This is a genomic window from Streptomyces flavidovirens DSM 40150 (genome assembly GCF_000429085.1).
GTDB lineage: Bacteria > Actinomycetota > Actinomycetes > Streptomycetales > Streptomycetaceae > Streptomyces > Streptomyces flavidovirens.
This window is the reverse complement of the sequence record NZ_AUBE01000012.1, coordinates 162,220-181,012: the sequence shown is the minus strand read 5'-3', so window position 1 is coordinate 181,012 and position 18,793 is coordinate 162,220. Positions and strand designations below refer to the sequence as shown.

15 protein-coding genes are annotated in these 18,793 nt (G+C 70.9%); 10 read left to right on the top strand and 5 right to left on the bottom strand.

What is annotated here, in order from left to right:
• Positions 1–89: 89 nt before the first annotated feature.
• From G412_RS35125 to G412_RS0118490, 4 genes are all read left to right on the top strand, one after another.
• The gene (locus tag G412_RS35125) at positions 90–989 is read left to right on the top strand and encodes a UbiA family prenyltransferase (protein WP_425274486.1); all 900 of its coding nucleotides are present in this window, start codon (positions 90–92) and stop codon (positions 987–989) included.
• Between the two features lie 116 nt (positions 990–1,105).
• Positions 1,106–1,381: an isoamylase early set domain-containing protein gene (locus G412_RS0118500; RefSeq protein ID WP_028813368.1), complete on the top strand. Its 276-nt coding sequence runs from the start codon at positions 1,106–1,108 to the stop codon at positions 1,379–1,381.
• Positions 1,382–1,532: 151 nt separating this feature from the next.
• Positions 1,533–1,988 (top strand): DUF4383 domain-containing protein, encoded by a 456-nt coding sequence (locus G412_RS0118495; RefSeq protein WP_028813367.1) that lies wholly within the window; start codon positions 1,533–1,535, stop codon positions 1,986–1,988.
• A gap of 11 nt (positions 1,989–1,999) precedes the next feature.
• Positions 2,000–3,094, top strand: coding sequence for a carboxylate-amine ligase (locus tag G412_RS0118490; protein WP_028813366.1), 1,095 nt, complete (start codon positions 2,000–2,002; stop codon positions 3,092–3,094).
• On the opposite strand, the gene G412_RS0118485 is transcribed toward G412_RS0118490, so the two are convergent.
• Positions 3,088–3,822: a YqjF family protein gene (locus G412_RS0118485; protein ID WP_208857903.1), complete on the bottom strand. Its 735-nt coding sequence runs from the start codon at positions 3,820–3,822 to the stop codon at positions 3,088–3,090. The genes G412_RS0118490 and G412_RS0118485 overlap by 7 nt on opposite strands.
• 287 nt (positions 3,823–4,109) lie before the next feature.
• Here G412_RS0118485 and G412_RS35120 point away from each other — a divergent pair, with 287 nt between their 5' ends.
• Together G412_RS35120 and G412_RS35115 are read left to right on the top strand one after the other, a co-directional pair.
• Entirely contained in the window at positions 4,110–5,477 is a 1,368-nt protein-coding gene (locus tag G412_RS35120; protein ID WP_051338458.1) for a UDP-glucose dehydrogenase family protein, read from the top strand.
• 78 nt (positions 5,478–5,555) lie between these two features.
• Positions 5,556–7,196 carry an MFS transporter gene (locus tag G412_RS35115; protein WP_244283109.1) on the top strand — a complete coding sequence of 547 codons (1,641 nt, stop codon included), beginning with the start codon at positions 5,556–5,558 and terminating at the stop codon, positions 7,194–7,196.
• Positions 7,197–7,629: 433 nt separating this feature from the next.
• Here G412_RS35115 and G412_RS0118470 read toward each other — a convergent pair whose 3' ends face one another.
• The gene (locus tag G412_RS0118470; RefSeq protein ID WP_028813364.1) at positions 7,630–8,586 is read right to left on the bottom strand and encodes a DUF3048 domain-containing protein; all 957 of its coding nucleotides are present in this window, start codon (positions 8,584–8,586) and stop codon (positions 7,630–7,632) included.
• Between the two features lie 213 nt (positions 8,587–8,799).
• Here G412_RS0118470 and G412_RS0118465 point away from each other — a divergent pair, with 213 nt between their 5' ends.
• Positions 8,800–10,881, top strand: coding sequence for a SpoIIE family protein phosphatase (locus tag G412_RS0118465; protein WP_028813363.1), 2,082 nt, complete (start codon positions 8,800–8,802; stop codon positions 10,879–10,881).
• 51 nt (positions 10,882–10,932) lie between these two features.
• On the opposite strand, the gene G412_RS0118460 is transcribed toward G412_RS0118465, so the two are convergent.
• Together G412_RS0118460 and G412_RS0118455 are read right to left on the bottom strand one after the other, a co-directional pair.
• Complete coding sequence (locus G412_RS0118460; protein WP_028813362.1) at positions 10,933–12,696, bottom strand: ThuA domain-containing protein; 1,764 nt, start codon at positions 12,694–12,696, stop codon at positions 10,933–10,935.
• A gap of 22 nt (positions 12,697–12,718) precedes the next feature.
• On the bottom strand, positions 12,719–15,574 hold the full coding sequence (locus tag G412_RS0118455; protein ID WP_028813361.1) for a PQQ-dependent sugar dehydrogenase: 2,856 nt from the start codon (positions 15,572–15,574) through the stop codon (positions 12,719–12,721).
• Positions 15,575–15,844: 270 nt separating this feature from the next.
• Between G412_RS0118455 and G412_RS0118450 the strand changes: the two genes are divergently transcribed.
• Entirely contained in the window at positions 15,845–16,597 is a 753-nt protein-coding gene (locus G412_RS0118450; RefSeq protein WP_028813360.1) for a transglutaminase domain-containing protein, read from the top strand.
• Positions 16,598–16,702: 105 nt separating this feature from the next.
• Here G412_RS0118450 and G412_RS0118445 read toward each other — a convergent pair whose 3' ends face one another.
• The gene (locus G412_RS0118445; protein ID WP_028813359.1) at positions 16,703–17,149 is read right to left on the bottom strand and encodes a subtilase-type protease inhibitor; all 447 of its coding nucleotides are present in this window, start codon (positions 17,147–17,149) and stop codon (positions 16,703–16,705) included.
• Positions 17,150–17,536: 387 nt separating this feature from the next.
• Here G412_RS0118445 and G412_RS41025 point away from each other — a divergent pair, with 387 nt between their 5' ends.
• Both G412_RS41025 and G412_RS41020 read left to right on the top strand, forming a co-directional pair.
• Complete coding sequence (locus G412_RS41025; protein WP_244283107.1) at positions 17,537–17,923, top strand: PHB depolymerase family esterase; 387 nt, start codon at positions 17,537–17,539, stop codon at positions 17,921–17,923.
• Positions 17,924–18,109: 186 nt separating this feature from the next.
• Positions 18,110–18,736: a hypothetical protein gene (locus tag G412_RS41020; protein ID WP_051338456.1), complete on the top strand. Its 627-nt coding sequence runs from the start codon at positions 18,110–18,112 to the stop codon at positions 18,734–18,736.
• Positions 18,737–18,793 lie beyond the last annotated feature (57 nt).

The window sequence follows — 18,793 nt, the reverse complement described above, 5'->3', positions numbered from 1 at the left end:
GTCCGGCGGCTGTGCGCACCTGCCCGCAAGCGGTAGTCGGTGGCGGCGGGCCGCACGCCTCCGATGGCCCGGACGCCTAGCATGGGCGCGTGGACATCGAGGTGCGGTTGGACGCGGGCGGCGAGGCCGCACGCGGGTCGCCGCCCAGCGCCCGCGTGAGGCGTCTGCTGCGGCCGGCGGGCGGGCTTCTGAGGGCGTGTCACCCCGTACCGGCCGTGGCGGTCGGCGCCCTGACGACCGCGCTGGCGGCGGCCTGCGGGCAGGACGCGGCAGGGTGCCTGCTGGTGGCGGCCGCGGTGCTGGCGGGGCAGTTGTCCGTCGGCTGGAGCAACGACGCCGTCGACGCCGCCCGCGACACCGCGGTCGGGCGGCGTACCAAACCCGTGGTCGCCGGTTCGGTCGGTGTCACCGCCGTACGCGGTGCGGCGCTCACCGCTCTCGCCCTGTGCGTACCGCTGTCCCTCGCGTACGGTCTGCTCGCGGGTACGGTCCACCTCGTCGGCGTCGCCGCGGCCTGGGCGTACAACCTCGGGCTGAAGGCGACCGTGCTTTCCTGGCTGCCGTACGCGGTGGGGTTCGCGGCGCTTCCCGCCTTCGTCTCGCTCGGTACGCAGGGGCGGCCCTGGCCCCCCTGGTGGATCGTGGTCGCCGCGGCGCTGCTCGGCATCGGCGCACACCTGGCGAACGTCCTGCCGGACATCGGCGACGATCTGGCCACCGGTGTACGCGGCTGGCCCCAGCGACTGGGACCTGCACGGGGGCGGCTCCTGCTGCCGCTCCCCCTCGTGACGGCCACCGCGCTGCTGGCGTTCGCCCGCCCCGGCCCGGCCGGCACCGCCGGGCCGGCCGCCCTGTCGGCGGCTCTCGTCGTGGCGGCCGGCGGCGCACTGCTGGGCCGGCGGCGCCCGAGGCTGCCGTTCCTCGCGGCGGTCCTCGTCGCGGCAGTGGATGCCGCGCTGCTGCTCCGCCAGGGCGCGGCTGTCACCTGACCCGGTGCCCGCGTGCGCCATCCGGGCGACGAACGGCGCCGTCAGCGCAACAAGAGGTGCTCGAAGGGCTATGGGGCGGCGATCCTGAGGCACTCCCCCCGAGGAAAGGTTCAGCGATGCTGGAGCGCAGCCGACGCAAGAAGCACACCGAGATCACCTTCGTCATCCCGGCAGGCCAGGCCTGCGGGCAGGTCAGCGTAGTCGGCGACTTCAACGACTGGCAGCCGGGAGCCCACCCCTTCACCGAACGGGAGGACGGCACCCGCTCCGTCACCGTCACCCTCCCCAAGGAACAGCGCTACGGGTTCCGCTACCTGGCGCACGGCGACTACTGGTTCAACGACGGCCACGCCGACGACCAGGACGGTCACAACAGCATCGTCCACACCTGACCCTCGCCGCTTGGGCGAGCGGGTCGCACACGGGCCTGAAATCGCCTGGTCGAGCGGGCTGCCTAACCGTAAGAGTACGGGGTACATAGTGCCTAGTACTGGGATCGATCGGGCGGCCCGACGGGCTGCCCCGGGAGAAAGAAGTGCGGTCATGAGTGCTCAGCACCGTACGGCGCCGATCGCCCGGACCCCCGTGCAACAGGCGGCGCTGCTGGTCGGCGTGGTCTTCCTGCTGGTGGGTGTCCTCGGCTTCATTCCCGGCATCACCACCGACTACGACACGATGAAGTTCGCGGAACACGACTCCGAGGCCAAACTGCTCGGCGTGTTCCAGGTGTCCGTACTGCACAACATCGTGCACCTGCTGTTCGGCATCGCCGGTGTGACCATGGCCCGCGCCGCGTCCACCGCCCGCAACTTCCTCATCGGCGGCGGTGTCATCTACCTGGCGCTGTGGCTGTACGGCCTGTTCATCGACCACGACAGCGCGGCCAACTTCGTACCCTTCAACACTGCGGACAACTGGTTGCACTTCGCTCTGGGCGTCGCCATGGTCGCCCTCGGTGTCCTGCTCACCCGCCGCCCGCGCACCCGCGCGGGCCGCTGACCGGGGGCGGCGTGATCACTGTGGGAGTCGAGGAGGAGTACCTCCTCCTCGACCCGGACACGGGCCTGCCGGTACCACTGGCCGAAGAGGTACGGGGATCGTCCGGGCTCGAGCCGTTCGTGGACCGGCGGGAGATACAGGCCGAGCTGCTGCAGGCCCAGGTGGAGGTAGCCACTCCGGTATGCACCGACCTCAAGGAGGTCGGCGGTCATCTGCTGCGCCTGCGGCACGCGCTCGGCGCGGCGGCCGAAGAGTTGGGCTGCCGGCTCGCCACCTGCGCGACAGCGCCGTTCAGAGAGGTGGCGCCGCCCCTGGTCACCCGGCAGCCGCGCTATCTCGCCATCCAGTCCCAGGCCCCGCAACTGGTCGCGGAGCAACTGGTCAACGGTATGCACGTACACGCGGCCGTGTCCGATCCGGAGATGGGCATCGCCGTCCTGAACCGGATCCGGGTGTGGCTGCCCGTGCTGGTGGCCATGTCGGCGAACTCACCGCTGTGGGACGGCCACGACACCGGGTTCTCGAGCTGGCGTACCGTGATCTACGGCCGCTGGCCGGTCAGCGGGCCCCCGCCGTATTTCGCCGACCTCGCCGACCACGAGCGGCGGGTCCGGGCACTGCTGACGGCCGGGATCATCAGTGACCCCGGTCAGCTCTACTGGCAGGCCCGGCTCTCCGACCGGTTCCCCACGGTCGAGGTGCGGTGCATGGACGTACAGCTGAGGGCCGACGACGCCGTCATGTTCGCGGGCATCGTGCGCGCCCTGGTCGCGACGGCCATCAGCGACGAAAAGGCCGGCGTGCCGCCTGCCCAGTGCACACCCGAACTGCTGCACGGCGCGAACTGGTACGCCGCGCGGGACGGCATCAGCGGTTCACTGGTCGCCCCCGACGGGAAGCTCCGCAGCGCGGGCGATGTGCTCTGTCAGCTCATGGACCACATCGCACCCGCCCTGGAGGAGTCCGGAGACACGCGGGAGGTGACCTCGCTGGTCCACCGGCTCTTGCAACAGGGCACGCCCGCCGACCTGCAGCGACGCGCGCTGGCCGAGGGGGGTATGCGGGCGCTGACCGATCTGGTCACCATGCAGGGCACCCCTCAGTAACCGGCGCGGTAGCGCGGCCGCGAAGCACCGATGCGGGCCTGCCGCACGGCCGGCGAGACGTGCACCAGGGGTTCGCGCGAGGGCGCGGGCAGGCCGACCGCCGCGGTCAGCGACTCGGCCAGGCCCTCGGCCGTACCGGTGTGGAGGTTCCACGGTTCGTGCTCGACCGGGGTGTCCCAGATCAGGCCGGCCCGGTGCGTGAAGGCGTGCCACCGGGTGGTGAGCCACACATCGCGCTCCGACGGCGCCGGGAGCGGTTCACCGCGTCGCACCGTCAGGCGGTACGAGGCTCCGCCGCCGCGGCGCATGCCGGAGTAGAAGCACCCGCCGTCGTCGCGTCGCAGAGTCAGCGCTCCCCAGTGGTACGGCAGCCCCACGGCTCGCGCGGCCAGCATGGCCGCGCAGCTCACCTCGATCGTCAGAAACCACAACGCCCGGCACCCGTCGGGACCGCGTACGTACGTCCGCAGATTCGTCTCCAGGAAACCGCGGGCCGCGGGGGCGGGGGAGGGTAGCCCCGCGGCACGTACCTCGGCCATCACGAACGGTGTGAGGGTGACCCAGGCCGTGTCGTCGTACGTGTCCACGGTCAGCCTGCCCGGAAGCAGCGCCTGGACGTCGGCAGGCCGGTACGGCCAGTGCACGAACGCCTGGTCCAGCCAGTCCGCGCGCATCACGAGCAGCCGAAGATGCCGCTGCGCTTCGCGGGAGACCACTCGCTCACCCATGCCTCCATCCTCACCCCCGACCGCGACGACGACCGCTCCACCGCGCGTTCCTGACCTGTGGCTGAGCCACCCCTGCGCCCCGCCCGCGAGCGGGGCGAAGAGGCCCCACGCCGGGGATGCGATCACCGCACTGTTGGGGTGCTATGAGGGAAGCGGGCCACAACCTGCCTGCTTCACAGGGCTTCGAGGCGTTTTCCCAGCCCTCTTCCTGGCTGACGTCGCCGGCGCCGACGGCGGCGTGCCGTCCAGGTTGCCGGTGCACTGCCGCACAGAGGAGGTGGTTGGTGATGCGAGTAGCGGTCGTCGGACAGGGGTACGTCGGACTGACGGGGGCCGTCGCGCTGGCCCTGCAGGGGCACAGCGTCACCGGCGTCGAGCAGGACCCCGGCCGGCTGCGCATATTGAACGCCGGCGAGGCGCCGGTCTTCGAACCGGGCCTGCCCCAGCAGCTGACTGCCGCGCTGGCCACCGGAAGGCTGCGATTCGCCGGCGGGCTGGCGGAGTGCCACCGGCGGGCCCCCTTCGACATCGTGCTGATCACCGTGGGAACGCCGCCCCGCCCGGACGGGGCCGCCGATCTGTCCCAGGTGACATCGGTGCTCGGACAGGCCGGGAATCTGCTTCCCGTCCCAGGGATCGTGCTCAAGTCCACCGTGCCGCCCGGCACCAGCAGCAGACTCGCCGACGCGCATCCCTGGCTGCGCGAGCGTTACGCGTACAACCCCGAGTTCCTCAACCAGGGAAGCGCCCTGGAGGACTGGGCCGCCCCCGCCCGGATCGTCGCCGGCACCTGGAGCCGTGACAGCGAACGGGCCCTGCGTGAGCTGTACGCCGGTGTGGCGAGTCCATGGGTGGCGACGACTCCCACCAGCGCCGAGATGATCAAGTACGCGAGCAACGCCTTCCTCGCCATGAAGATCAGCTTCTCGAACGAGATCGCCCGGATGTGCTGCGGGCCCGACGTCGATGTCGACCGCGTCCTGCAGGGCGTCGGCTACGACCCGCGCATCGGTCACGCCTTCCTCCAGCCCGGCCTGGGCTACGGCGACTCCTGTCTGCCGAAGGACACGGCCGCGCTGGCCCACTGGGCGGGCAGCGTCGGCATACCGGCTCCGCTGCTGCGGGCGACGATCGCCGTCAACGACGCGCAGGCCGGGCTGGCACTGCAGATACTGCGTACCGACCTCGGCGCTGCCCTGCGGGACGCCACCATCGCCGTGCTCGGCGTGCGCTACGAACCCTGGAGCGACGATCTGCGTGCCGCCCCCAGCCGTACCGTCGTGCCCGCGATTCTCCGTGAAGCGGCACGTGTACGCGTGTGGGATCCGGCCACCGACCCGGCGGCCGTCGCCGCACTCTTCCCGGCCGCGGACCCGGCCCCCGACCTGTCCGGCGCGGTCAGTGGCGCCCACGCCGTCGTCCTGCTGACCGAATGGCCGCAGGCCATCGAGGCGGACTGGCCGCTGCTGGCCTCACGGCTCGCCGAGCCGCGCCTGCTCATCGACGGCAAGAACTGCCTGCCCCCGGAACGGATGGCCGGCCTGCCCGTCCGTTACCGGAGCATCGGTACCAGGGTCCCCGTCACCGCCACGACCGCCACGGCCGAGCCCCGGCTGGAAGCGACCGACGGCGCGGGCCCCACCGCACCGGCTTGAGCGGATTCGGGCCATAACATCCCTTATCGAGCAGGGCGTGGACAGCTCCATGACTCCGACGATGAGGAGAGCGTTCAGGTGAAGCAGTCGCCTGCCCAGGACTGGGGCCCCGAGCCCTCGGCGTGGGCGCCCATGCGCCGCCCGGTGTTCCGGGCGCTGTGGATCGCCCAGTTGGCGGCCAACATGGGCACCTGGATGCAGACCGTCGGAGCCCAGTGGCTCATGGGCGACCTCGGCGGCGGCGCGTTCGAGGTCGCCCTGGTGCAGACGGCGACCACCCTGCCGGTCTTCGCGCTGGTGGTTCCCGCCGGGGCGCTGGGGGACATCCTCGACCAACGGCGGCTGCTGCTCGGCGGGCAGCTTCTGATGTTCCTCGGCGCGGCGGGGCTGGCCGGCGTCACGGCGGCCGGTGCGGCGACCCAGGGCCTGCTCCTCGGACTGACCGCGCTGATGGGGGTGGGTGAGGCGTTCTGCATCTCCTCCTTCCAGGCCATCCAGCCCGAGCTGGTCAGTCGTGAGGAGATCCCGCAGGCCGCCCTGCTCAACAGCGCGAACGGCAATGTGGCGCGGGCCGCGGGGCCCGCTCTCGGCGGCGCGATGATCGCCGCCACCGGCCCCGAGGCCACCTTCGCGCTCAACGCGCTGTCCTTCCTCGGCGTTCTGGTCGTGCTGTACGCGTGGAAACGTCCGGTGACCCACCGCCCCCTCGGCTCCGAGCACATCCGTGACGCCATCAGGGCAGGCGCCCGCTACGTCCGCAGCGCCCCCCTGTTCGGGGCGGTCATCGGCCGCTCGGGCCTCTTCATGATCTTCGCGGGAGGTCTGTGGGCGCTGCTCCCGACGGTCGCCAGGGGGCCGCTCGGTCTCTCCGCCGGCGGCTACGGTCTGCTGCTCGCCAGCGTGGGGCTCGGCGCTGTCCTGGGGGCGGTTCTGCTGCCGTCGGTCCGCCCGCACCTGAAGACGAACGTACTGGTGACGGGCGCCATGGTGGTCTATGCGGCGACGATGGCGGTGATCGGCCTGGTGCCGTCCGCGCTGGCGGTCGCCGCCGCCTTGATCGTGTCCGGTCTGGCGTGGGTGGCGGTCCTGTCCACGCTCTCCGCCTCGGCGCAGGTGCTGCTGCCCGCCTGGGCCCGGACCCGCGGGCTCGCCTACTACCAACTGGTGTTCATGGGCGGGCAGGCGCTCGGCGGGGTGGGGTGGGGCATGGCCGCCGACCGGCTGGGCGTGGGCACCGCGTTCGTGGTGTCGGGCATCGGGCTGCTGGTGACCACGGTGGTGGGCACGCGGCTGCTTCCGATGCCGTCCGGCCCGATCGACGTACGCCCGGCCCAGATCTGGGCGGACGTGCCCGATGTGGCGGTGCCGGGACGGGACGCCGGACCGGTGCTGGTCACCGTCGAGTGGCGGGTGGACCGGGGGAACGCCGAGGCCTTCATCGAGGCGATGCGGCCGGTGGGCATGTCCCGCCGGCGTACGGGTGCGTCGCTGTGGGGCCTGTTCGAGGACATGGCGGATCCGACGCTCTTCCTGGAGACGTTCACCGTGGGCTCCGAGCGGGAGCATCTGCGCCTGATCATGGAACGCGGGACCAAGGTGGACCAGGAACTGGAGGCCCGTGCCCTGGCCCTGACGCGGCCGGGCTCGAAGCCGTTCGTACGCCACATGATCTGGGCGTACGCCTCGGGCCGGGACGAGGAGCTGTCCTCGCTGCCGTGACGGACGCCGGGACAGCTCACGCCCGGCCACCCGAATATCTGTCGTGGCGACGGTAGACATCTGGGTTCTCGGTGATTAGAGTTTCTGGCGTAACCAAGGAAGTCAGCACAGCGCGGCAAAGACGACCGGCGCCGCGGTGCGACGGCACCGCATGGAGAGCAAGGACATTGGAATTGATCAGCAAGGGAGGAGCAGACGCCATCAGGAGCACTTGAGTGAGGTTCGAGTCGCTCAGGTACCGCAGACCCCGGATTGAGAGGTGGTCCCCGGTCAGGCATCCCAAGTCACCGCATCTCCGGCCTTCCCGGCGGACATGCGGAATACAAGAGTCGGCGTCAAGCGCCGACAGATGGTGTTGAACCCCTAAGGCCCCGGTGCCGGATGCACCGGGGCCCCTCCATGTGACTCCATGTGTCCCCGCCGACATCTCGGGTCAGCGTGCGACGTACACGACCCACATCTGGCCGGAAGCGAACATCATGCGCTTGCCGTCCGGGGCCGTGAACGCGGTCCGGGACTCGGCGTCGTCCCTCGACCATCGCGTGTCGTACGCCTTGCCGTCGCGCAGGACGGTCGCGGAACCGGACCCCACGGTCTCGGTGAACGGTGTCCTGTTGCCCGAGCGGTCACCGAAGTCCGACGGGCGCACGGTCACTTCCTGCATGACGACGGTGGCCGCGGCCAGCCGGTCCCCTTCGGTCGTACGGGCAGGAACCCCGTCCATCTCCACCAGCCAGCGCCTCTGGTCGGCGGACCACGTGAAGGTGAAGCTCGCCGCCGGATAGCGCACCGTCCGCTCCCCGGCGGTGGTGCCGCCGCCCGGCGCCGGGCCGAAGCGGAGCCCGATGTCCTCGGCGGCGTTCGTGCCGGTGCCGGGGTGCGGTATGTTCCCCGGCCGCAGATACAGGTTGTGCGGCGCCGGCCGCTCGCTGCCGCGGAAGTACGCGTCCGGTGCCTCCGAGGGCGACAGCGCGTTCAGCGGCGCCGCCTCGATGAGCGGCGTCAGCCTGCTCTGCGCGCCGGAGTAGGCGAGGGTGGGCCGGTCGAACTGCCGCAGCAGCTCAAGGTCCGACTCGCGGGCGCTGCGTACCGGGCCGATGACGGGCGGCACATCGGACGAGTAGACGGCGAGTATGCGGCTGAGGCCGGCTTCCACCTGCTCCAGGTAGACGATGTCCGCCTGCTCCAGGCCGGTCGGCGGACGCGCCGCCCCGACGTTGTCGATCTTCACCGCGAGGACCCGCGCACTGGACGAAACACGGTTGTCCGGCGCCGGAGTGGTTTCCTCCGCGCCGCCACTCCCGCCCCCGCCCCCGCACGCTGCCACGATCAGCAGCGCCAGCGTGGCGAGTGAGGCTGCGGCCGGTCTCTTGGCGCGGGCTGTACGCATGGCTGTCACCTTCCGGTTCGGACCGGGAGGCGCACCGCTCCTTGACCGGAGCGACGACGGCTCCCACATCAATCATCACGCTGTTCGAGGGGTTCCCGGTTGCGCTGTACGGCGGCAGGCACCACACACCGGAAGGCACTGCACAGGGGATGCGGGCGCACCCCGGGTAGAGAGACGATGGGAGCTAACGGCGGCGGGCGGAAGGAGCCCGGGATGCGCGCAACCGAACCCGTCCCTGCCCACCCCGACCAGCCGGGGGGCGCTCCGTCCGGACCGGGGGGTCTGCTGGATCTGCTGAGCGTCGCGGCCGTGGTGCTGGACGCGCGCGGGCGGATCGTGCTGTGGAGCCCGCAGGCCGAGCAGTTGTTCGGTTACTCCGCCGACGAGGCGCTCGGCCGGTTCGCGGGGCGGCTCCTGGTCCAGGAGAAGCACCTGGAGCTGGTGGACAGCCTGTTCGAGCAGGTCATGGCAGGAGGAGCGGGCTGGGCGGGCGTCTTTCCCATGCGCCACAAAGACGGCAGCACACGGCTGGTGGAATTCCGCAACATGCGGCTGGAGGACGACCGGAAAGACCTCTACGCCCTGGGCCTGGCCACCGACCAGGCCATGCTGCGAACGGTGGAGCGCGATCTCGCCCTGTCCACCCGGCTGGTCACCCAGTCACCGATCGGCCTGGCGGTCGTGGACACCAATCTGCGGTACGTCACGGTCAACCCGGCACTCGAACGCATCAACGGTCTGTCCGCCGCCGAGCATGTCGGCCGCACCATCCACGAGGCGCTGCCCTTCCTGGACACCGAGTCCATCGAAGCTGCGATGCGTGAGGTCCTGGCCACCGGTGTCCCGATCGTCGACCGGGAGTCCATCGGGCGTACCGCGGCCGACCCGGAGCACGAGAAAGCCTGGTCGGTGTCCTTCTACCGGCTGGAGGCGTCCAACGGGAAAGTGATCGGGGTGGCCACCTCGGTCGTCGACGTCACCGAGCGGCGGCGCGCCACCAGCGAGGCCGCCCAGGCGCGCCAGCGCCTCGCGCTCGTCGCCGACGCCTCCATCCGCATCGGCACCACGCTCGACCTCGACGAGACCGCCCGCGAGCTGGCCGATGTGTCGGTGCCGGAACTGGCCGACGTAGCCGCCGTGGACGTCCTCGACAGTGTCCTGAACGGCCGTTCGGCCGTGACCGCACAGACAGGGCCCGCGGTGTTCCGGGCCCTCGCCGTGGCCAGCGCGTACCCCAGCGAGGCGGTACGTGCCGCCGACCCGCCGGGCGAGGTGGCTAGGTACGAGGCCGACCGGCTGGTCACCCGGTGCGTCAACACCGGCCGCCCCGTTCGCGTGCCCCGCGTGAGCAGCGACGACCTGCGGTACATCGCCCGCAGTCCCGAGGCCGCCGGGCTCCTGGCCACCGCGCGACTGCACTCCTACCTGGCCGTGCCGCTGATTGCACGCGGCAAAGTACTCGGAGCCCTCGACCTCAAACGCACCAGCAACCCGGAACCCTTCAGCGCCGACGACGAAGTGCTCGCCGGTGAACTCGCCGCGCGGGCAGCCGTCTGCATCGACAACGCGCGCTGGTACCGCCAGGCGCGCAACACCGCACTCACCCTCCAGCGCAGCCTCCTGCCCGAGAAGCCGCCGCACCAGCCGGGCCTGGAGATCGCCAGCCGCTATCAGCCCGCGCAGGCGGCCGACGAAGTGGGCGGAGACTGGTTCGACGTCATCCCGCTGACCGGCGACAAGAGCGCTCTGGTCGTCGGTGACGTCATGGGCAGCGGCATCAGCGCCGCCGCCACAATGGGCCAACTGCGCACCGCCACCCGCACCCTGGCCGAACTCGACCTCGACCCGGCCCAGGTACTGCATCATCTCGACCGCATCACCGACCGCATGGGGCAGACCATCACGACCTGCATCTACGCCGTCTACGATCCGCATCAGGCGCAGTGCCTCATCTCCAACGCCGGCCACCTGGCGCCCGTTTTGATACGTCCCGGCCGTGCGCCCGAACTGCTCGACCTGCCCACCGGCGCCCCTCTCGGCGTCGGTCACCTCACCTTCCACACCACGACGCTGGACCTGCGCCCCGGCGACCGGCTGGTCCTCTACACCGATGGCCTGGTCGAGACGCGTGACCAGGCCATCGACGAACGACTGGGCGTTCTCCTCGCCCACCTCAGCGCCCCTGACGGCTCTCTGGAAGAGACCTGCGACCTGCTCCTGCACGCCCTGCGGCATCCGGGTGACCACGACGACGTAGCGCTGCTCATCGCGCGGGCCACCGTCATGGCCGGCTGACCCGGTCGTCGCCGGAGACGGGCATCCGTCTCCGGCGACGCTGACGGTCACTCAGGGCAGCAGCCACTTCTGGTTGGGGCCGGTGTGGCAGCTCCACAAGTGGACGCGGGTGCCGTCGTTCCAGGTGGCACCCTCGGCGTCGAGACATCCGCCCGACCGCGGGTTGCGCACGGTCCCGTCCGGCTGCGGCTGCCACTGCTGCGCGCCGGTGCCGTTGCAGGTCCACAGCTGGATCTTCGTTCCGTCGGCGGTCCCGCCGCCGCTGACGTCCAGGCACTTGCCCAGGGCGCGGAAGGTGCCGTCGCCCGGCAGAGACCATTTCTGTGCGGCCGCGCCGTTGCAGGTCCACAACTGGACCCGGGTGCCGTCGCCGGTCGCGCCGCCGGCGACATCCAGGCACTTGCTGTTGACGCCCTTGACCTCCCCCGTGCGCGGACCCGGCGGCGTACCGCCGGATGTTTTGACGCGGACGTTACGGAAAGACACCTGGTCGCCGTCGCCGTGGTTCTGGATTCCGATGTGCCCCTGGCGCAGGCTGCGGGCGGGATCGGTGTTGGTGAAGTCGTTGATCCTGCGGCCGCCCAGGAAGACCTCCAGCCGTTCGCCGGTCACGCGGATCTCGTACGTGTTCCACTCACCGGGCGGGTTGAGCGCGGCGTCGCGTGCGGCGACATCGGCGGACTTGAACCCGTACACGGATCCGGTCGTCCGGTCGGCGCTGTCCGTGGCGTCGATCTGGATCTCGTACCCGTTGCTGACCGCCGACCAGGGGTCGTCGGACGCCGGGAAGCCCACCAGGACCCCGGAGTTGTCGTCGCCGTCCATCCGCCAGTCGAGCTTGAGGGAGTAGTCGCCGGTGAACTCCCTGGCGGAGTACCACAGCATCCCGAGCCCGCCCTGAGAGGTGAGGGTGCCGTCGGCCAGCGTGAACGAGCCGGGGCCGGCCTGCTTCCAGCCGGCCGTGCCCGTACCGTCGAACAACGGCGTGTACCCGGTCTCGGGACGGCAGTCGGCCTCCGTCATACCGGCCGCCCAGCGGATGCCGCCGAGCAGGTGCCTGCGGAAGGCCGGTTCGGTGAACGACTCGTCGGTGTGACCGCCACCCGTGTAGAAGGCCCGGCCGCCCTCGTACCCCTTGCACCAGGAGATCGGGTGGTCGCCGGACATGTTGCCGCCCGAGTAGCTCGACTCGTCGAGCGAGGCCAGGACACGGGCCGTCGTACGCGGGTTGGTGCGGTAGTTGTACCACTCGTCGAAGCGCTGCCAGGTGGCGCCGAGATGGGCGGTGGCGTCGTGGGCGCGGTCCTCCACCTCGACCGTCGCCGTCTGATTGTGCGGATGGGAGTGGAACAGGGCTCCGGCGAGTCCGGCGTAGAACGGCCAGTCGTACTCGGTGTCCGCGGCCGCGTGAATCCCGGCGTAGCCGCCGCCGGCCTTGATGTACTGCTCGAACGCCGTCTGCTGCGTGCCGTTGAGCACGTCCCCGGTCGTGGAGAGGAAGACGACGGCTTTGTACTGGGCGAGGTTGGCGGTGGTGAACGCCGCGGAGTTCTCGGTGGCGTCCACGGTGAAGTTGTTCGCGCCGCCGAGCTCGCGCAGAGCGGCGAGACCGTCGTCGATGGAACCGTGGCGGAACCCCGCCGTCTTGGAGAACACGAGGATCTTGTACGCCGGATCGGCCGCGGCCGCGGCCGGGACCGCGGTGCGAGCGGGTGCGTCCGGTGTCCGGGTGCTGGTGGCCACGGCGGGCGCGGCAGCCAGGCACAGCAACGCTGCCCCGAGCAGACAGCCGGCCTTGGTGAGGGCAGTACGCATATCGGTTACGCCTCCTCTCCTGCTACGGCAGGGTCCACTTCTGGTTGGGGCCGGTGTGGCATGACCACAGGTGTGTGCGCGTGCCGTCGTTCCAGGTGCCGCCCTCGGCATCGAGACACTTCCCCGACTGCGGGTTGCGCACGGTCCCGTCGGGCTGCGGTTGCCACTGCTGTGCGCCGGTGCCGTTGCACGTCCACAGCTGGATCTTCGTACCGTCGGCGGTCCCGCCGGCGCTGATGTCCAGGCACTTGCCCATCGCCCGCAGCGTCCCGTCGCCGGGCAGTGTCCACCGCTGCGCGGCGCCGCCGTTGCAGGTCCACAGCTGGGTCTGTGTGCCGTCGGCGGACGACCCGCCCGCGACGTCCAGGCACTTGCCGTTCACACCCGTCACCTCACCCGTTGGGGTACCGGCGCCCGAGGTGGTGAACCGGAAGTCGTCGACGTCGAAGAGCGCGCCGAAGCCGCCCTTGAAGACGAGGTAGAGCGTGGTCGTACCGGCGGGCTGGTTCGTCAGCGCGGTGCTGACGTCCCGGTACGCTTCCCAGCCGCCCGTCAGGGGAACGGTCGCCGTGCCCAGCACGGTGCCGGTGGGGGAGCCCGCCCGTACCTCGATGGTGCCGCCGACTCCGCCGGACGCCACCCGTGCGGTGAACCGGGTCGCGTCGTCGAGGGCGTACGGCTTGAAGGAGATCCAGTCACCGTTGTCGATGTGGCCGACCGTCCTGCCGCCGTGGGCCGGTGTGTGGCTCACGACCTGGACGCCCGACGAGTCGCCGTAGTGCTCGCCCTGCCGCCGGCTGGGCTGGCTGATGTGCTGGGCGTGGGTGGTCAGGGCGGGCTGGCCGTTCGCACCCTTGTCGGTGTACTCCGCGTCCCAGACGCCGAAGATGTTCGCGTTCGGGTCGTGCTCGCCGTCCGCGATGGTCTGTACGGTGCCGGAGCAGCCGGTCGCGGAGGTCTGCGGGTGCCCGTGGCTGTCGTGCCCGACGATGAAGGTGATCTTCACCTTGGAGCAGTCGACGGAGGTGTCCTCGGGGTCGGTAACGGTCACCCTGTACGGCACGGCGGCGCCCGGATCGATGATCCGCCCGTCCACCGGAAGCTCCAGCTTCACGGTCGGCGCGGTGTTGCCGACGGTGATCCGCACCGACGCGGTGGCGCTCTTGCCGGTGCCGTCCCAGACGGTGAGCTCGGCGGTGTACTGGCCGTTGGCCGTGTACGTGTGGGACGGATTCGCGGCGGTCGACGTGCCTCCGTCGCCGAACTTCCACGCGTAGCCGAGCGGGTCGCCCTCCGGGTCGGCACTGCCCGCCGAGGAGAACGCCACCGTGAGTGGCGCCTTGCCGGACGTGCGGTCGGCCTTGGCCCGGGCGACGGGGGAGTGGCCGCCGGTGATGTGCTCGATGCGGTACAGCGCGGAGTTCGCGTCACCGTTGAAATAACCGGTGCCGTAGTCCAGGACGTACAGGGCTCCGTCGGGGCCGAAGGCCATGTCCATCACCTGGGTGCCGCTCCAGGGAAAGGCGTTGATGGACTGGACGGTTCCGTCGGTGCCCTGCGCTATCCGCTTGATCCACTTGCGGCCGAACTCCCCGGCGAAGAAGTTCCCGTCGTAACTCTGCGGGAACTTCACATCGGAGGTGGAGGAGGCGTCGTAACGGTAGACCGGTCCGCCCATGGGGGACTCGGAGCCGCTGCCGAACTCGGGTACCGAGCCGCCGTCGTACGGAATCCAGGCGGGCTGGGCCGGGGGCAGGTCGGTGAGGCCGGTGTTGCGGGGCGAGGTGTTCTTGGGGGCGGCGCAGTCGAACTTCGCGCCCGAGGCGCCGGTGGCGAAGTCGTAGCCGGTGTACGCGTCGTTCTTGCCGGCGCAGTACGGCCAGCCGTAGTTGCCGGCCTTGGTGACGCGGTTGAACTCGACCTGGCCGGCGGGCCCCCGGCTCGCGTTCGCCGTCCCCGCGTCGGGCCCGTAGTCGCCGAGGTAGACGGTCCCGGTGGCCTTGTCGACGCTCATCCGGAACGGGTTGCGAAAGCCCATGGCGTAGATCTCGGGGCGGGTCTTCGCCGTGCCGGGCGCGAAGAGATTGCCCGAGGGGATGGAGTACGAGCCGTCCGCGTTCACCTTGATGCGCAGCACCTTGCCGCGCAGGTCATTGGTGTTGCCCGCGGAACGCTGGGCGTCGTACGCCGGGTTGCGGGACGGGCGTTCGTCGATCGGCGTGTAACCGTCGGAGGCGAAGGGGTTCGAGTCGTCGCCGGTGGTGAGGTACAGGTTGCCCTGCGCGTCGAAGTCGATGTCACCGCCCACGTGACAGCAGATACCGCGCGAAGCCGGTACGTCGAGGATCTTCTTCTCGCTGGCGAGGTTCAGGGCCCCGTCGGCGGCGAGTGCGAAGCGGGAGAGCCGGTTCACGCCGTCGAAGGGGGCGAAGTCGGCGGCGGTGCCGTCGCCCGGCGCGTCGCCGCCGGGGGTGCTGAGCTTCGGGGCGTAGTAGAGGTAGATGAGGCGGTTGGAGGCGAAGCCGGGGTCCACACCGACGCCTTGGAGCCCTTCCTCGTCGTGGCTGTAGACGTCGAGCTTGCCCGCGACCTTTGTCGTGCCCGCCGCGTCCGTGAGCCGCAGCGTGCCGTCGCGCGAGGTGTGCAGCACCGAGCGGTCGGGGAGTACCGCCATCGTCATGGGCTCGCCGGTCTCCGCGACGCCCTTGGCGAGGGTGACCTGCTGGAACTCCTCGGCCGCGGCCGCCTTCGCTGCCGCGCGGTCCGCGTCCCGGAGTGCGGCGGAGGTGGATCCCGCGGGCGTCAGGAAACCGGCCGTGAGTAACGCGGTGAGCAGGAACGCCGGTATGAGACGGGGGCTGAACGGTTTTTCGCGCACAGAAGTCTCCCAGAGGGGGGGTGGGGGCCCGGCGGACCAGGACGTGAGTCCTGCCGGGAGGGAGCCAGGCGCGCGCCGTCGCGCCGGAAGGTCACCGGACAGGCATGCATGTCCGGTTCGTTTCAAGGAAGTTAGCGGGCCTTGTCCCCTCGCGTAACCCCTTTCGCATCCGCTTTCGCGACTTCTTCCGCGGCGAGGACAAAGGGTCGTAGGCACGCAGGACCGGAGCCGGTGTCCGGGCCGGTGACGGGCGGGTCGTACCATCCGGCCATGACGAGCATCGTGCTGACTCCGTGGTGGCGACACCGGCGACCCGCGTCTGCCCGCGCCGGCGAGGCCCCCGGATCCGCCGTCCCGACCGCGATACTCGACTGGCGCCACGAGCGCGTCCAGGAGCTGCTGGCAGATGCCCGGTCCGCCGCCGCCGGGACCGGCGAACGCCCGCTGCTGCTGGCCGCGCACCGCCTGATCAGCGACCGGGTTCGCGCGGTCTACGCTCTCGACGACGCGCAGTGCGCCTCCCGGACGCTGGCCCGGCGCCGCGGGTCGTGCAGTCAGCGCCTCGCGGTCCTGGAGGCGGTCGCCCGCGCGGCGGGAATCCCCACCCGCGTACGGGGCCTTCTGGTCGACGGGTCGTTCTGGTATCCGCGTTTTCCCCGGCTGCGCCCCCTGGTGCCCGACACCGTGGTCCTGGCATGGCCGGAGTTCCGGCTCGGACAGGAGTGGGTGGGCGTCTCCGAGCTGTACGCCCCCCTCGGCGCCCTCGGCGAGGCGAACCCGGCCGGCTTCACGAACACCGGGTCACAGACACTCTTCGAGGCTCTGGCCTCCACCGCCGTGGACTGGGACGGCTCGACCTGCGGAGCGGACGGCTGCTCGTCGTTCGACCTGTCGGCAGTGGTACGGCGCGACCTCGGACGTTTCTCCTCACGGGACGAACTCTTCGCCGCCCACGGCCAGACCTTGTGCCGGCCCGCCAGGATCGCCGCAGGCGCGTTGCTGGGCCGCCGCTCCGCGGCTTGACCGCGGCCCCTCACCGGGAGACGGCCGCCCTCCGTGTTCTTGTCTTTGCCGCCCCGGCTGGTTTCCCCCGACCAGCCGGGGCGTCTCGTCCGGGGGAGCGGACGGTCAGAAGGCGAACAGCGTGGTCTCGGCCAGGCCGCCCTCCATCAGGCACCTGTTGCCGAAGGTGGCCGACCAGGAAACCTGCTTGCCCTGCCACACGCCGTTGGCGGTGATCACGACCGGGTCCCACTCGCGCGTACAGATCCGCCGCGGCGAGGTGTCGATCAGACCCGAGAACTCGCCACCCGCGGCCCGCAGTTCACCGCAGGCGGCCGCGGGGGAAGGGTGGGTGCCTGCGGGCCTGGGCTCGCAGCTCAGCGTCACGGCGCGCTCCACGGTCATCGGACCGGCTTCCTCGCCGCTGCCCACGGTGAGTACGAGGGCGGACGGGGCGTACAGGCTGGCCGTCCCGGTCGGCTGCGCGTGCGCCGGGCTCGCGGCGGCGGTGCCGGTCAGCGCGAGGACGGTGGCCGCGCCGACGGCGCCGAGCGTGTTCCGGATGCGACGCATGAATGAATCTCCTCTGATTGCGGATGAGTTGCGGAGGTGTTGCGGTCAGGAGTGTTGCTGACGCGGACAGTGAGTGCACACTGATCAACTCATTCCGGCCGTACACGATCGGAACGGGTGACCGAATGGTCGTTCGGGCAGCTCGGAGGTGGTGTGCATGTCACCTGGGGAGGTGTCCATCATGTGGACAGGGTGGAGTGGTACAACACAAAACGACGCTCTGACCTGCTCCTTAGTCGAATTGGTTCAGGCCTCACCTAAGCCGCTTCGACCGGAAAGCATCGCTTGCGGGCCATGGTTCGCGGCAACGACAACGTGTGTGGACCACACCCGGCGCGGCCGGTGACGGTGGCGCCGCCCCGCCCTGTACGCACAAGAGCCCGCCCCATGCGAGGAAGAGGCTGCCCGCCGTCGCCGTCTGCTGGCACTGCTCGCCACGCTGCTGGCACCCACTGGGCCGCTTTCGCGCCCGCCGCGCGGGCCGCCGCGCTCACCGAGGTCACAGGATTCGGCACGAATCCGGGCAATCTGCGGATGTTCCGGTACGTTCCGGACGGCCTGCCGGCCGGTCGCCCCCTGGTGGTGGCGATGCACGGCTGCACGCAGTCCGCCGCCGCGTTCGACGCCGAGACCGGCTGGACGGCCATGGCCGACCGCTGGGGCTTCGCGCTTCTGCTGCCGCAGCAGCAGTCGGGCAACAACCCCAACGCGTGCTTCAACTGGTTCGAGCCGGCGGACATCAAGCGCGGCTCGCGGCCGCCTTCACCTGCATGAGCCCCGAAACCAACCTCTCCTCTTCTGCCTGGGGCGACAAGGTCCGCGCCGCCTATCCGGGTTACGCGGACCCTTGGCCGAGGGTCTCCGTCTGGCACGGCACGAGCGACACGACCGGCCGACACCACGGACACCGTTGCGGGCTACCCGCACGCCGTCTACCGCGACAGCGCCGGACGGCCGGTCGTGGAGACGTACTCGATCACCGGCATGGGCCACGGCCAGCCGGCCGACCCCGGTACCGGCGCGCAGCAGTGCGGCACCGCCGGCGCGTACATACTCGACGTCAATCTGTGCGCCGCGTACCGCATCGGACAGTTCTGGGGCCTCGGCGACAACGGAACACCACCCCCCGGAAGCGACCCCAAAACGGTGGTCCTGCCGAGCAGGGCAGCGGACGACGGGTACGTGAAGGCATCGGCGACCGGCGCCGGACCGGCCGTCGGAACGCTGGAGGACACGTACGGACTGGCGGTCGGCAGGGGCTCGGACGGGCAGCACAACCGCGCGCTGCTCTCCTTCGACACGTCGTCCGTCCCGGACGGGGCGACCGTGAAGCGCGCCTACGTGAGCGTGACGTACGCCGCCGGCAGCGGCGACCCCTGGGCGGCCGGAAAACGTATGGTCCTGGACGTCAGGTCGGGCTGCTTCGGCTCGGGGTGCGCCACCGGCGCCGACGACTGGAGCGCTGCCGCGTCGGCGACCGACTTGGCGGAAATCGGCCGGTTCACGTCCGGCACGCAGACAGGCAACCTCAGGTCAGCAGACGCAGGAGCTGCGCGCGGGCCTCGGCCTCGCGCGTATGACGGCTGACGGTCTCGTGGACACCCCGTTCGTACACGCCGGTCTCCCACGCCCCGCCCTCCAGCA